We start from the raw sequence: 11861 nt of genomic DNA, 5'->3' as shown, positions 1-11861 counted from the left end.
GCTCAATGCAAAGGGTGCCGGCTGATTGTGGGCCTGATGAGAGCACATCCTCCGCTATTCCACCACGCCGAGCATCGGGCCATAACCGCCGTGCCAGGAGCGGTCGTTGCGGCCGATTGCCGGGGAGTAGAGCCCGACACCGTTTCCGCCATCGAGAAACAGGGCGTCGGGGCATTTCAGATTATCGCGGAAGAGCCGCGCGAAATCGTGGAAATTCACCTCGTCTTCGCTGACCGCCAAGCGAACCGTGCCGGTGTCGCAGACGCCGACACCGCTTCGCCGGGTTCGATCGGTCGAACCGGGGATGAAGATCGGATTCAGCGTGCCGGCGATGACGAGCATCGGCCCGGACTGGGTGGCGAACCGCACCTTGGGCGCGCGCTTCAGAAATTCATCTGTGGGAAGGATGCCGGCGCCGGTTTCAGCCAGAAAGAACACGCCGTTCGGCTTCTTGTAGAAATTCGGCACCTGGCCGGCGGAGCTTTCGGCCTTTGCGGTATTGGCGGGTTTCAATTCCCTGGCGTTCTCGACATACAGTCCCATCGGCGAAAAATCGGCCCGGTACATGCCGGCGTTGACGGCCAGCACCAGCGTCTTCCCCTCGGCACGGACGGCTTCGGCAAGGCTTGAAAAAGTCCTGTACGGTGCGCCATCGGCACCCTTCCAGAACAGGCGCAGGTCGGCCTTTCCCGCTTCCAGGGTGCAGATGACGTATTTCGTCTCTTCAAAACTCTGCTGTTCACATTGCTCGGCATGGGCTTGATGCGGGGATGTCATCGTTGCTGCCAGCATCATGGCCGCGGCAAGCACGCCTTGTTTCAGATAGCTCATGGGCGTCGCGTCCTCGAACTTTTCACCATGTGCCTGATAAAGCCGTGCCGGCCAGCAGCGCGCCTGTCAGGATATTGGCGAGGAAAAGGCGATAATTGAGGTCCGGGCGGGCGAGGTCGATCCGCCCGACCTGCCAGGCAAGGTGGGCTGCGATCACCAGCATTCCGGTCACATAAGGCGGCGACATCTCCAACAGCCAGCCCCCGAGCGACCAAGCCCCAACGGCCAGAGCATAGAACAAGCCGATCCACATCCTGCCGTGCCGGCCAAACAGGATCGCGGTGGATTTCAAGCCGAGGCGGGTGTCATCGCTGACGTCGACATAGGCATAGACCGTATCATAGCCGATCTGCCAGGCGATCGCCCCGGCCCACATCAGAACGGCGCCGGCCGGGATATGGCCTGCAAGCTCGGCCCATGCCATCAGCATTCCCCAATTGAACGCCGCGCCCAGGACGGCCTGGGGCCAATGGGTGAAACGCTTGCAGAGCGGATAGAGGAAGACGAGCGGCAGAACCGATATCGCCACCAGGCGTGCATAAGGTGTCAGGAAGAGCAGAAGCGCGGCCGCAGCTGTGAGTTCCACGGCCAGAAAGACGAAGGCTTGTAGTGTGCCAAGCTCACCGCTTGCAAGCGGCCGGAAGCGGGTTCGCTCGACATGGCCGTCAAACTTCCGATCGGCGATGTCGTTGACCGTGGAGCCGGCGCTTCTCATCAGCAAGGCGCCGAGAGAGAAGATGGCGAGCTCGCCGGGGCCCGGCAGACCGTGCGACGCCCGGATGAGGGCAGCCCAGCATGGGAAAAGCGTCAGCCATATTCCGACCGGGCGATCGAGCCGCGCCAGCCGCGTGTATGGCCGGCATGCGGCCGGCAATCTGCGATCCACCCAGTCGCCATGGTTGATATCGCTGAGATCGGGGCGGCTGAGCGTGGTCATGATGTGATCTGAAATTCCTACCGTGATAACCGGGATGACTCAGTTTTTCATCGCCACCGGCGGCGCTCAGAATAGGAATTTTTGCACGTCCGGCAACGGCCCGACTGGCATTCGATGATTTTTATAAACCGCCGCGGCCGCGTCTCGCCTGGGAGGAGATTCGGTCCCTACCAAGCGGTAAATGCGGTGCCGAGTGCCGTCGTGTGATAGGATGAGACTTGGGCGACGTAGGCCTTGAGCGAGACGACGCAGTTTCCCGGATAGCTGAGTTTGTGCATCGTCAGGTGCTTCAATAAGGCCTCCGCATCGCGCTTCTCGGTGAGCGGGAATGTCACAGTCATGCGAGTTCCTCCAACAGACACAGTGTGCATCTGGGAAAATTAATGTCTAAATTCTTTTGCGCTGCAACAAGAAAATTTTAATGATAAAATTAAAATCGATTAACTCTCCGGCGGTGATTTTTAAAATCGTTTGAAATGAGATTCCGCCCCTGTGCACGTTGAGCGCGCCCGGCTGACGCGGGGCTGGCGCTTACCTGCCATTGCGGGCTGCCCAGCTCCTGAGCCGCAACCCGTTGAGCTTGATGAAGCCTTCGGCGTCGTGATGGTCATAGGCGATGGAGCTTTCCTCGAAGGTGACGAGATCGGCGGAATAAAGTGAGCAGGACGAGGTGCGGGAGATGACCGTAGCGCTTCCCTTGTAGAGCCTTAGCGTCACTTCGCCGCTCACGAAGTGCTGGCTCCGGTCGATCAGAGCCTGCAGCATTTCCCGCTCGGGAGAGAACCAGAAGCCGTTATAGATCAGCTCGGCGTAACGGGGCATGATCTCATCCTTCAGGTGTGCGGCGGCACGATCGAGCGTGATCGATTCAATGCCGCGATGGGCCGCAAGCAGGATCGTTCCTCCCGGCGTCTCGTAGACGCCTCGCGATTTCATGCCGATGAAGCGGTTTTCGACCAGGTCGAGCCGCCCGATGCCGTGCCGGCCGCCGAAGCTATTGAGCGCGGTGAGCAAACTGGCCGGCGTCATCGCTTCGCCGTTCAGGGACACCGGGTCGCCGCTTTCGAAGCCGATGGTGACGGTCTCGGGCGTATCAGGAGCATCGACGGGGTCGACCGTGCGCTGATAGACGTATTCGGGCGCGATCTCGGCCGGATTTTCGAGGATCTTGCCTTCGGTGGAGGTGTGCAGCAGGTTGGCGTCGACCGAGAAGGGCGCTTCACCGCGCTTGTCCTTCGGCACCGGGATCCGATGCATCTCGGCATAATCCAGAAGCTGCATGCGGGAGCGGATGTTCCATTGGCGCCAGGGAGCGATGACCTTGATCGACGGATCAAGTGCATTGACGGCGAACTCGAAGCGGACCTGGTCATTGCCTTTGCCTGTGGAGCCATGGGCGACGGCGTCGGCGCCGACCTGGCGGGCTATGGCGACCAGATGCTTGGCGATCAGCGGCCGAGCGATGGAGCTGCCGAGGAGATACTGCCCCTCATAGAGCGTGTTGGCGCGTAGCATCGGAAAGACGAAGTCGCGGACGAATTCCTCCCGCAGATCGACGATACGGATGTCCTTGACCCCCAACATTGCCGCCTTCGCCCGCGCCGGCTCGAGTTCGTCGCCCTGGCCGAGATCGGCGGTGAAGGTCACGACCTCGCATCCGTAGGTCTCCTGCAGCCATTTGAGAATGATCGAGGTATCCAGGCCGCCGGAATAAGCGAGCACGATTTTATCTATCTGTCCTGTCATCAACCATCTCCACAAAAAATCGATGCGTGGAACGATAGGTCATATCTCGCGCAATGAGCTTGCGAAGCGTGCTTAAAATTGCGAATGTTTGGCATATTATGCCACTGCAGAAGAGCTTGGAGCTATAAAATGCCGGCTGTCCTCGATGCGATCGATCGCCATATCCTGCGCGTGCTCCAGCGCGACGGGCGCATTTCGAATGTCGAGCTGGCAAAGGAAGTGGGGCTGTCGCCTTCGCCCTGTCTGCGCCGCGTGCGGCTCCTGGAAGAGGCGGGGATCATCGATCGCTATGTTGCCGTGCTGGACCCCGCGAAGGTCGGGGCGGGACTAACGGTTTTTGCTCGCGTGTGGTTCAAGACCCAGGATGCCGAGGTCACCCTGCGCTTCGCCGAGGCCGTCAGGCGGTTTCCAGAGGTGATGGAATGCTATCTGACGACGGGCGAGTGCGACGCCGTGCTGCGCATCGTCACCGCCGATCTTCACAGCTATTGGCGTTTCCAGGCCGACCACTTGACGCGCATTCCGAGCGTCCTCAGCGTCAAGACCGACGTGCCGATGGAAACGCTGAAGCGGAGCTACGAGCTGCCGCTGCGGTAGGCGCGTGTAGCTTGTGCACCGGCGCGTGGCCAGTCTCGTCCTTCGAGGCCCCTTCGGGACACCTCAGAATGAGGCCGGATAGGGGTATGCCTGGGACAGGGAACTACTGGATGCCGCCGATCAGCCCTCATCCAGAGGTGCGCGGGCCGAAGGCTGGAGCTCGAAGGAGGAGGGCGGGTGGCTGGACGCGCCCCTCCATGGAAACTGCCGGCTGTGGATTATGCGTTGAAGTCGCTGGGATCGTGCCCATTGGCTGAGAAGAATATAGGCGCCATCTTTGCGGCGCAGCGCGCCAATAATGAGACGCATCCGGGTTAAGGGCCGTTCCGTTCGATCGGTAGAGGGTGCTCTGCCAATCCTCGCCTAGCCCCGTCCTTGCCTCTGCCATGGGAACGAATTTGCGCCACAAGCCTGAGAACGAATCCAAGCGTGGGAGCACTCCATACGAAGGCGATGAGCCAAGCAGTTGCGGTCGCACCCACACACTCGCTCTCGCTAATTTCACAAGAGGCTCTTACGGCATTGTCATACAGGCAAAGCGCTCCAACCACCAAGGCTGAGCTGGCGATTGCAATTGATATCCATAACCTGCTGCCTTGCCCCATTATCAGCGCCGCGATGAAAATTGCTGCAAAGGGCAAAAGCGTCAGACAGATCATGCCTACTTCCATTCGAGGCTCTCTTGAAAAGTATGAATCTTTCAGGACATCGCAAATATCTGCTGGTGGCGCAACGCAGCTCTCTCTGCCATGCCTATGGCCTTGGACTGCCGGTGTCGCTGGCTGCCTATGCAACTAACCTAGTTCCGAAGCTGACGTGGGAATTCCCTGACGGGGCGGAAGTCTTGCCCGTCCTGGGAATTTGAAGCAGCACCCGCTTATTCACGGCGGATTCGCTATCGCTGGGCTGGGAAGTAACGACGTCAGGGATTGCCTACGGCGCTCAAAACATGAATCCGAATGGCGGCCGCGCTTTCTTGTGGTGATGCCCAGGTTACGTCCAGGACGAGGGTGTTTTGATGTTGGGGATCGAGAACGCACGCTTGTCGGCTGCGTTTTCTCGAAGCTTCCACATCTATGGATTTCAGGTGGGCACGGCGTGCCGGTGTCGAAATCCGGCGTGCCAACTCGTCTTCGTCGCAGAGCAACCGCACGGGGACCAGCAAGGCTTGGCGTTGTTCTGCTGCGGCAGCAATTTGCTGAAACGTGCGGATGCTTCGCTGATCTCCTTCAATCCCGGCATGCGTGAAGATGAAATTTGCCGAGGGCGCGCTGTAGGCGACGATCGCATCCAAGACGGCTTGCCGAACTCTTCCGGTGTATTCCCATATTCCTTCCGGGAGGGGAGACGTTCCGTCGTCATCCAGGAGGCGCAGTATCGGGTTGTTGAACCAGTGATTGTCGATAATCTTTGCGGGGAAAAGCAGACTTAATTCTTTGGCGATCGCGAGTTTGCCGACGCCTGGAAAACCGATCAGCAGAATGAAAATATTCATACGGAGCAAGCTCCCTCATTCAATCTGGATATGGATATGGTCGTCGTGACGGGCGGCGCGGCAGCCTTGGAAGCGGACATGGCTGTCGGTAATGCCAAGCGCGTTCTTCAGATGCGGCTCGATGAAGATTTTCTGCAGGCCGAAGCGCGTCACACCTTCGCTGGTCAGCCAGGCGACCGCGGCCGATGTGCGCTGCTCCTCGATGCCATAGGCCGGAAACAATGGCTGCAGCGCGTCGAAATCCCAGCGCGTGGTCAACCAGTCGTTGCGTCCTTCACATGGCAGTTCATCGCCCGGCGCCGGCTCTTCGAAGGCGAAATAGCCGATCGGGGAGCGGGTGGCACCATTCAGGAAGGCGCCGTCCGCATTCTTGTAATAATAGGCGAAGTCGAGCTTTTTGCCGTCGGCATGCGACAGATGCGGCAGCAGCGGAAAGCCGTTCACGAAGGGGAAATTCGCATCCAGCGCGACGGTGACGGTACCGGGAAATTTCTCGTCCATATGGGCGGCAAGCGCTTTTGCCAGATCGCGCAGGTCGGGCGTGACATAGTTGCGGTTCAGCAGGCAATAGATCGGGGAGCGGACCACCAGCCTGTCCGTGGCGCCCGATATGCAGGAGAGGGGAACCCGCCCGAACATCGGGGCTGCGAGACCCGCGGCAAATGTCGCACCGGCATAACAAAGCAGGAAGATGGCAAGTTTCGCCGGAAAGCGACGGATGCCCCAGGCGCGGGACGCGGCCAGCGCGATGAGATAGGCGACGCCGCCGATCTGCGTGAGCACCGTCAGAATGAGAACGATCAGGATGTGGAGAGCAAAACGGAACACGGGAAGAGAGGCCTTGCGGGACATTGCCATCCATAGGCGAGGGGATGGTGATCCGCAAGACGTCTCGACGCAGCCGCCAAGTGCGGCTGGTGCGTTGGCTTCGAGGGATCGATGCCGGATCCTACTGGTGGGCCAACTGCTTCGACAGTTCGGCAAAAAGCCTGTCGCGGCGAGTGTTCATCTGGACGAGATCGACGGCAATAGTGATGGCGCGGCGCCCTTCGATGCTGTCGATGTCGAGCTTCCTCTCGCCGCACCATTGCCGGACGGCATCGGTGACGATCGTTATTTCATCATCGTTGAGAGAGATGAGCGATAGGAGCATGGTCGCGCCCTCCGTAAGCGGCAAGAGCACTATAGTCTCTCAAGCGGTCGTGCCGATGCCGATGGGCCGATGGCATTCACTCTACGCTCATTCCCCGGCAACACCACCGCTATTTTTTCAGCGTACGGCGCAGGCCCGGTTGCCCGCGCTTCCCGGTCATCATCCCATTGCCGCATCCCATTGCCGCCGGCATCCCGCGGCAGGCGGCTGGCTTATTTTGCCAGCACGATATGTGTGGCATGTTCGGTGGCGACATGCTCGGCGACGCGGAAGCCGAGGGCCGGCAGGTCGATGCCTGCAAACATCGCTTCCCCCTTGCCGAGCACGACGGGTGAGACGGCGAAATGCAGTTCGTCGATCAGGCCAGCCTGCAGATACTGGCGGACGGTGCTGACCCCGCCGCCGATCTTCACGTCCCCGCTGCCGGCCGCGGCCTTCGCCTTGGCGAGTGCCTCCTCGATACCGCCGGTGACGAAGTGGAAGGTCGTGCCGCCTTCCATGACGATTGGTTCGCGGGGATAGTGCGTCAGGATGAAGGTTGGCGCGTGGTACGGCGGATTCGGCCCCCACCAGCCCTTCCAGGCATCATCCGGCCAATTGCCGCGGATAGGGCCGAACATGTTGCGCCCGAGAATGAAGGCGCCGAAATTGGCCATGCCGCGGGCGGCATAATCCTCGTCGATCCCTTGCGAACCGTCGTCCTTTCCCTGCATGGCGCGGAAAGTGCGGGTATGGAAAAACCATTGGAACATCTCCGGCCCCCGCTTGCCGAGCGGATCTTGCATGCTTTGTTCCGGACCCGCGCCGAAACCATCCACGGAAACGGAAAACCCTGCGACACGCACTTTGGACATGCTTTCCTCCATCTGATTTCAAATTGAAACTGGTTGCTTTGTTGCATAAGCGCTCCTATATTGCAACCAGTTTTTGATGGAGATGCTTGGTGGATATCGAACGGCGCTCGGGCTGCCCGATCAACCTGACGATGGAGGTGCTGGGCGACCGGTGGAGCCTCATTATCATCCGCGACATCATGTTCGGCAACCGCCGCCATTTCCGCGATCTTCTGACCCATTCGGAAGAGGGGATCGCCTCCAACATCCTGGCCGCCAGGTTGAAGCGCCTGCTCTCGCTGGAATTCATCAGTAAGCGGGATGATCCGAGCCACAGCCAGAAAGCGATCTACAGCCTGGCGGAGCCGGCGATCCAGCTCGTTCCCGTCTTCGCCATGATCGGCGCCTGGGGGCGGCGCCATCTGCCTGTCAGCGAGGAACTGAGCATCCGCGCCGAGCTTCTCGAAGAAGGCGGGCCGCCGATGTGGGAGGAATTCATGGAGGATCTCCGGCAAATCCATATCGTCGATCCGATCGGCGGAGCCAACGGCACGCGTCTATCCGCGGTGCTGGCGAGGTTGACGGCGGCGTTCCTCGAGGTTCGCGCCAAATCGTCGGCGCCGGCATGCTGATATCAAGCGAGATCAGCCGGGCCCATCAGCCGCCGGCGCCCTGGTATTTGCCGGTGGCGTAGCGCCAATACACCATTGCGATCAGCACCCAGACCGGGCCGGCCGCCAGCGCCGCTGGGCCGGCCCAGTCGCCAAGGATCGGGACGGGTTTGCCGAGCAGGGCGGCGACGGGAACCGAACTGGTCAGCGCCAGCGGAACGGCGGTGAGGAGGGTGATCTGGATGCTGCCGGGAAAGATGTTGAGAGGGTAGCGCATCAGTTCCCAGAAGCCGAAGAAGATCGAGAACAGATGGTTGGAGCGCACCCAGATCAGCGCGGTGGCGCCGATCATGGTGATGAGGGCGGCGGTCAGCAGCGTGGCGCTGAAAAGCGCGGCGACGAGGAACAGGGCTGAAGGGACCGACCAGGCGAAATCGACAGAGAAAACCGCCCAGCCGAGCAGCGGCACGGCAAGGATGATGTGGCCGGCATAGCCGATATTGAGACCGGAAAAGATCAGATAGACCCAGGGGCTGAACGGCTTGACCAGCAGCGCATCGTAAGTGCCGAGACGCACCAATTCCTCAAGATCGCGAAGCTGCGTGAAGCTCATCGCAGCACCGAGGGAGTAGGCCAGCAGTTGGAAGCTGTAGAGCAGCGCGAGCTCCGGCCAGCTCCAGCCTCCCAACGTATCGAAGCGGGCAAGCAGGATGCCGATGGTGGCGAAAACGCTGCCATAGGAGAGGATCTGTGCAAGGCGATCGAGCCAGAAGGCACCGCGATATTCCATCTGCGAGCGGATATGCATGCGCACCAGCAACGGGATGACGCGGAGGTGATGGAGGAGCATGATCAGCCTCCCTGCACGGTGATGCGGGTCGAAGCTGAGCGCCAGAGCCAAAGGACGCCGAGGAGGAACAATCCGGCCCAGCCGAGACCGAGGCCGAGATGAAACCAGGTGTCGGCAGCCGAAAGCCGGCCGAGATAGACCGCATTGGGATAATAGACCACCCAGGCGAAAGGCAGGTGGCGGGCGATCGTCGCCAGCGGCTCGGGGAAGAACCAGAAGGGCACCAGCAGGCCGGAGAACAATTGCAGCAGGGCGCCGAGGACCCAGTCTAGCGAGAAGCTCGTCATCAGCCAGAAGGCGATGAGGCCGCAGAACATCGACATCAGGGACAGCAGGATGACGGAAAGCATCCAGAAGACGATGAACATGGCGCCGTCGAATAGGCTTGCCGGCGGCAGCATGCCGTAGAACATCGCCGTGACGGCGACGGTCGGGATGACCTGCGTCATCAGGCGATAGCCGAAACTTCCGCATTCATTGGCGAAAATGTAGAGCGGATAGAAGATGGGCTTCAGCAGCCAGACGGCGACGTCCCCCGTCTTCAGCGACCGGCCGATCTCGTTGATGATCCTTTCGGGGCGGGTGGCGCCCATCACGGCCCCGCCGAGCAGCGCATAGGTCACCATCTGCTGCAGCGAGACGCCGCCGACCACCGTTGCACCGACGCCGGCATAGGCTGCCTGCCAGATGGCGACGCGGGCGATGACCTGTACCAGTTTGCCGAAGATGTTGGCCCACACCTCGTTGCGGTAGGCGAGCTGGGAATGGAAAGCGCTGCGCGCGAAGGCGGAATAGACGCTCATGACGCCCGCGCCCTGGCGTTGCGGCCCTGGTAGAAGGTGCGGATGACCTCTTCGATGTCGGGCTCGTGCAGCGCCACATCCTTGAGGCCGCGGTCGCTTCCGACCTCCGACAGGATCCTGACCAGCGAAACGTCTTCGCGTTCGATCAGATAGTTCTTGCGCAGGCCCTCGTCGCTGACGAGCGAAGCGGTGCTCAGCGGCAGCGGCCCGGGGTCGCTGGCAAATTCAAGGGTCAGCCGCCGGGCCGAGCCTAAGGCAGAGCGCAGGCTCCTCAATTCGCCGTCGAAGATCAGCCTCGAATGATCGACCATGATCAGCCGTGGGCAGATGGTTTCGATGTCCTGCAGATCATGGGTGGTGAGGATGATGGTGACGCCGCGCTCGCGGTTGATCTCGGCGAGAAACCGTCGCACCGCATCCTTGGCGACCACGTCGAGCCCGATCGTCGGTTCGTCGAGAAAGAGGATCTTCGGATCGTGCAGCAGCGACATGACGATCTCGGCGCGCATGCGCTGGCCGAGGCTGAGCTGACGCACCGCGCGGTCGAGAAAAGGCGTGAGGTCGAGCAGCTCGCTGAAACGCCGGAGATTGTCCGCACAGCGGGTGGGCGGGATATCGTAGATGCGCTGGTGCAGGGTGAAACTGTCGACCAGCGGCAGATCCCACCACAGCTGGCTGCGCTGGCCGAAGACGACGCCGATCTCGCGCGCATTGTCCATCCTTTTCAGATGCGGCGTGCGGCCGAGCACGGAGAGCGTGCCGGCGCTCGGCACCAGGATGCCGGTCATCATCTTGATCATGGTGGATTTGCCGGCACCATTGGGGCCGAGATAACCGACGGCTTCGCCGGCATCGACGTCGAAATCGATGTCGGAAACGGCCAGGACTTCGTTATATTCGCTGGTCACCAGCGTCTTCAGGGCGCCGAGCAGGCCTGGAAATCTCTTGTGCTGCCGGAAGCGCTTGCTGACGCCGCGTGCCTCGATCAAAGCCGTCATATGTATTTCCCGCCAATTCGGCAGCTGTGAGGATTGGAACGCAGGCTAACGCCGGGCTCGGCGAGTGCAAGCAAAAGTCGCTTTTGCCGATCACTCAATCGGGCAGTTCAAAGCCCTGCAGCGTGTTCTGTCTTTCTGAAAAGACGCGCGGCGGCGCCGGCTTTTGCGTTGACAGCCATGATCAATCGATCGCTGTTAGGGTCATGAAGATTCTCGCAATATCCGGCAGCGCTCGGCGCAATTCCACCAATACGGCCATGCTGCGGGCAGTCAGCGCCGTCGCGCCACGTGAGATCGAGATTGCGATCTTCGATGGCGTGGGAGGTTTGCCGGTGTTCTCACCGGATCTCGAGGGGGAAGCTCTGCCGGCGGCGGTGCGGGATTTCGTCGCAATGATCACTGGGAGTGACGGGGTAATCATTGCCAGCCCGGAATATGTGCGATCCATCCCCGGCGGCCTCAAGAATGCGATCGACTGGCTGGTGTCGGGAGAGCAGATCGTTCACAAGCCCGTCGCGCTGCTGCACGCATCGCATCGGGGCGATGATATGCTCGCCGGTCTGCGCACCATCCTTGCCACCATCACCGATCGGTTCGCCGAGGATATCTTCCTCCGGCTTCCTCTGATGAAGCTGGAACCGGCCGAGGTGTTGCGGGCGGTCGAGACGGCGGAGAACCGTTCGAGGGTGCAGGCCTATCTTCAGGCCTTCTCGGCCTATTGCGAGGCAGCCGGCTAGGAGACTTGCGCGGTCATCGGAGCTCCATCACCAGGCCGCTCCCGCCCCCTGCTTTTCCGTCAAGCGTGTGCAGTATCACCAGCGGGGCTGCGAGCAGCGCGGCGAGGATGAAGGCCGAGAGGACGTGTCTCGTGAGGAAACGGAGGATAGGTCGGATCATCTCGATCTCCAAATGCCGCGGATAGTCTTTGTGGTGGACCTCGACAATTGCGGCAGCATGACCGGCGCCTTGCAAGCTCCGCAATGCTGCCGCAACCCTTGTGGCGGAGA

16 protein-coding genes are annotated in these 11861 nt (G+C 60.8%); 4 read left to right on the top strand and 12 right to left on the bottom strand.

Annotation, left to right across the window (positions count from 1 at the left end; translation table 11 throughout):
* Window positions 1–54: 54 nt before the first annotated feature.
* The 4 genes from AMK05_RS13365 to AMK05_RS13355 form a co-directional block, all read right to left on the bottom strand.
* Window positions 55–831, bottom strand: coding sequence for a phosphodiester glycosidase family protein (locus AMK05_RS13365; protein WP_064839114.1), 777 nt, complete (start codon window positions 829–831; stop codon window positions 55–57).
* A gap of 22 nt (window positions 832–853) precedes the next feature.
* Entirely contained in the window at window positions 854–1768 is a 915-nt protein-coding gene (ubiA, locus tag AMK05_RS13360; protein ID WP_064839112.1) for a 4-hydroxybenzoate octaprenyltransferase, read from the bottom strand.
* Between the two features lie 167 nt (window positions 1769–1935).
* Entirely contained in the window at window positions 1936–2109 is a 174-nt protein-coding gene (locus AMK05_RS35225; protein WP_171899784.1) for a hypothetical protein, read from the bottom strand.
* A gap of 190 nt (window positions 2110–2299) precedes the next feature.
* Window positions 2300–3514: an argininosuccinate synthase gene (locus AMK05_RS13355; RefSeq protein WP_064839109.1), complete on the bottom strand. Its 1215-nt coding sequence runs from the start codon at window positions 3512–3514 to the stop codon at window positions 2300–2302.
* A gap of 129 nt (window positions 3515–3643) precedes the next feature.
* Here AMK05_RS13355 and AMK05_RS13350 point away from each other — a divergent pair, with 129 nt between their 5' ends.
* Together AMK05_RS13350 and AMK05_RS35220 are read left to right on the top strand one after the other, a co-directional pair.
* A complete protein-coding gene (locus AMK05_RS13350; RefSeq protein ID WP_064839107.1) occupies window positions 3644–4111 on the top strand; it encodes an Lrp/AsnC family transcriptional regulator in 468 nt (155 codons plus the stop codon).
* 682 nt (window positions 4112–4793) lie between these two features.
* Window positions 4794–4976, top strand: coding sequence for a hypothetical protein (locus AMK05_RS35220; RefSeq protein ID WP_171899783.1), 183 nt, complete (start codon window positions 4794–4796; stop codon window positions 4974–4976).
* 57 nt (window positions 4977–5033) lie between these two features.
* On the opposite strand, the gene AMK05_RS13340 is transcribed toward AMK05_RS35220, so the two are convergent.
* The 4 genes from AMK05_RS13340 to AMK05_RS13325 all read right to left on the bottom strand — a co-directional run bounded on the left by AMK05_RS13340 (window position 5034) and on the right by AMK05_RS13325 (window position 7613).
* A complete protein-coding gene (locus tag AMK05_RS13340; protein ID WP_064839103.1) occupies window positions 5034–5606 on the bottom strand; it encodes a hypothetical protein in 573 nt (190 codons plus the stop codon).
* A 15-nt stretch (window positions 5607–5621) separates the two neighbouring features.
* A complete protein-coding gene (locus AMK05_RS13335) occupies window positions 5622–6464 on the bottom strand; it encodes a hypothetical protein (RefSeq protein WP_237352094.1) in 843 nt (280 codons plus the stop codon).
* Between the two features lie 91 nt (window positions 6465–6555).
* Window positions 6556–6759 carry a hypothetical protein gene (locus AMK05_RS13330; protein WP_064841367.1) on the bottom strand — a complete coding sequence of 68 codons (204 nt, stop codon included), beginning with the start codon at window positions 6757–6759 and terminating at the stop codon, window positions 6556–6558.
* Between the two features lie 212 nt (window positions 6760–6971).
* Window positions 6972–7613: a dihydrofolate reductase family protein gene (locus AMK05_RS13325; RefSeq protein WP_064841366.1), complete on the bottom strand. Its 642-nt coding sequence runs from the start codon at window positions 7611–7613 to the stop codon at window positions 6972–6974.
* An 89-nt stretch (window positions 7614–7702) separates the two neighbouring features.
* On the opposite strand from AMK05_RS13325, the gene AMK05_RS13320 reads away from it, so the two are divergent.
* Window positions 7703–8224: a winged helix-turn-helix transcriptional regulator gene (locus AMK05_RS13320; RefSeq protein WP_064839100.1), complete on the top strand. Its 522-nt coding sequence runs from the start codon at window positions 7703–7705 to the stop codon at window positions 8222–8224.
* A gap of 25 nt (window positions 8225–8249) precedes the next feature.
* Here the strand turns inward: AMK05_RS13320 and AMK05_RS13315 are convergent, their stop codons facing one another.
* The 3 genes from AMK05_RS13315 to AMK05_RS13305 are packed head-to-tail and all read right to left on the bottom strand — an operon-like array spanning window position 8250 to window position 10854.
* The gene (locus AMK05_RS13315; RefSeq protein ID WP_064839097.1) at window positions 8250–9053 is read right to left on the bottom strand and encodes an ABC transporter permease; all 804 of its coding nucleotides are present in this window, start codon (window positions 9051–9053) and stop codon (window positions 8250–8252) included.
* A 2-nt stretch (window positions 9054–9055) separates the two neighbouring features.
* Window positions 9056–9856, bottom strand: coding sequence for an ABC transporter permease (locus tag AMK05_RS13310; RefSeq protein ID WP_064839095.1), 801 nt, complete (start codon window positions 9854–9856; stop codon window positions 9056–9058).
* Entirely contained in the window at window positions 9853–10854 is a 1002-nt protein-coding gene (locus AMK05_RS13305) for an ABC transporter ATP-binding protein (protein WP_064839092.1), read from the bottom strand. Before AMK05_RS13305 ends, AMK05_RS13310 begins: the two co-directional genes overlap by 4 nt.
* A gap of 203 nt (window positions 10855–11057) precedes the next feature.
* Between AMK05_RS13305 and AMK05_RS13300 the strand changes: the two genes are divergently transcribed.
* A complete protein-coding gene (locus AMK05_RS13300; protein WP_064841365.1) occupies window positions 11058–11591 on the top strand; it encodes an NADPH-dependent FMN reductase in 534 nt (177 codons plus the stop codon).
* Between the two features lie 13 nt (window positions 11592–11604).
* On the opposite strand, the gene AMK05_RS35215 is transcribed toward AMK05_RS13300, so the two are convergent.
* A complete protein-coding gene (locus AMK05_RS35215) occupies window positions 11605–11751 on the bottom strand; it encodes a hypothetical protein (RefSeq protein WP_171899782.1) in 147 nt (48 codons plus the stop codon).
* Between the last annotated feature and the right edge of the window lie 110 nt (window positions 11752–11861).

It is taken from the genome of Rhizobium sp. N324 (assembly GCF_001664485.1).
GTDB lineage: Bacteria > Pseudomonadota > Alphaproteobacteria > Rhizobiales > Rhizobiaceae > Rhizobium.
This window is presented reverse-complemented; position numbering and strand designations above follow the sequence as displayed.

Coding starts and splice junctions, on each gene's coding strand:
- AMK05_RS13325 (WP_064841366.1), bottom strand. CDS start 7,613: ATGTCCAAAGTGCGTGTCGCAGGGTTTTCCGTTTCCGTGGATGGTTTC.
- ubiA (WP_064839112.1), bottom strand. CDS start 1,768: ATGACCACGCTCAGCCGCCCCGATCTCAGCGATATCAACCATGGCGAC.
- AMK05_RS35215 (WP_171899782.1), bottom strand. CDS start 11,751: ATGATCCGACCTATCCTCCGTTTCCTCACGAGACACGTCCTCTCGGCC.
- AMK05_RS13355 (WP_064839109.1), bottom strand. CDS start 3,514: ATGACAGGACAGATAGATAAAATCGTGCTCGCTTATTCCGGCGGCCTG.
- AMK05_RS13335 (WP_237352094.1), bottom strand. CDS start 6,464: ATGGCAATGTCCCGCAAGGCCTCTCTTCCCGTGTTCCGTTTTGCTCTC.
- AMK05_RS13330 (WP_064841367.1), bottom strand. CDS start 6,759: ATGCTCCTATCGCTCATCTCTCTCAACGATGATGAAATAACGATCGTC.
- AMK05_RS35225 (WP_171899784.1), bottom strand. CDS start 2,109: ATGACTGTGACATTCCCGCTCACCGAGAAGCGCGATGCGGAGGCCTTA.
- AMK05_RS13310 (WP_064839095.1), bottom strand. CDS start 9,856: ATGAGCGTCTATTCCGCCTTCGCGCGCAGCGCTTTCCATTCCCAGCTC.
- AMK05_RS13340 (WP_064839103.1), bottom strand. CDS start 5,606: ATGAATATTTTCATTCTGCTGATCGGTTTTCCAGGCGTCGGCAAACTC.
- AMK05_RS13350 (WP_064839107.1), top strand. CDS start 3,644: ATGCCGGCTGTCCTCGATGCGATCGATCGCCATATCCTGCGCGTGCTC.
- AMK05_RS13365 (WP_064839114.1), bottom strand. CDS start 831: ATGAGCTATCTGAAACAAGGCGTGCTTGCCGCGGCCATGATGCTGGCA.
- AMK05_RS13315 (WP_064839097.1), bottom strand. CDS start 9,053: ATGCTCCTCCATCACCTCCGCGTCATCCCGTTGCTGGTGCGCATGCAT.
- AMK05_RS13300 (WP_064841365.1), top strand. CDS start 11,058: ATGAAGATTCTCGCAATATCCGGCAGCGCTCGGCGCAATTCCACCAAT.
- AMK05_RS13305 (WP_064839092.1), bottom strand. CDS start 10,854: ATGACGGCTTTGATCGAGGCACGCGGCGTCAGCAAGCGCTTCCGGCAG.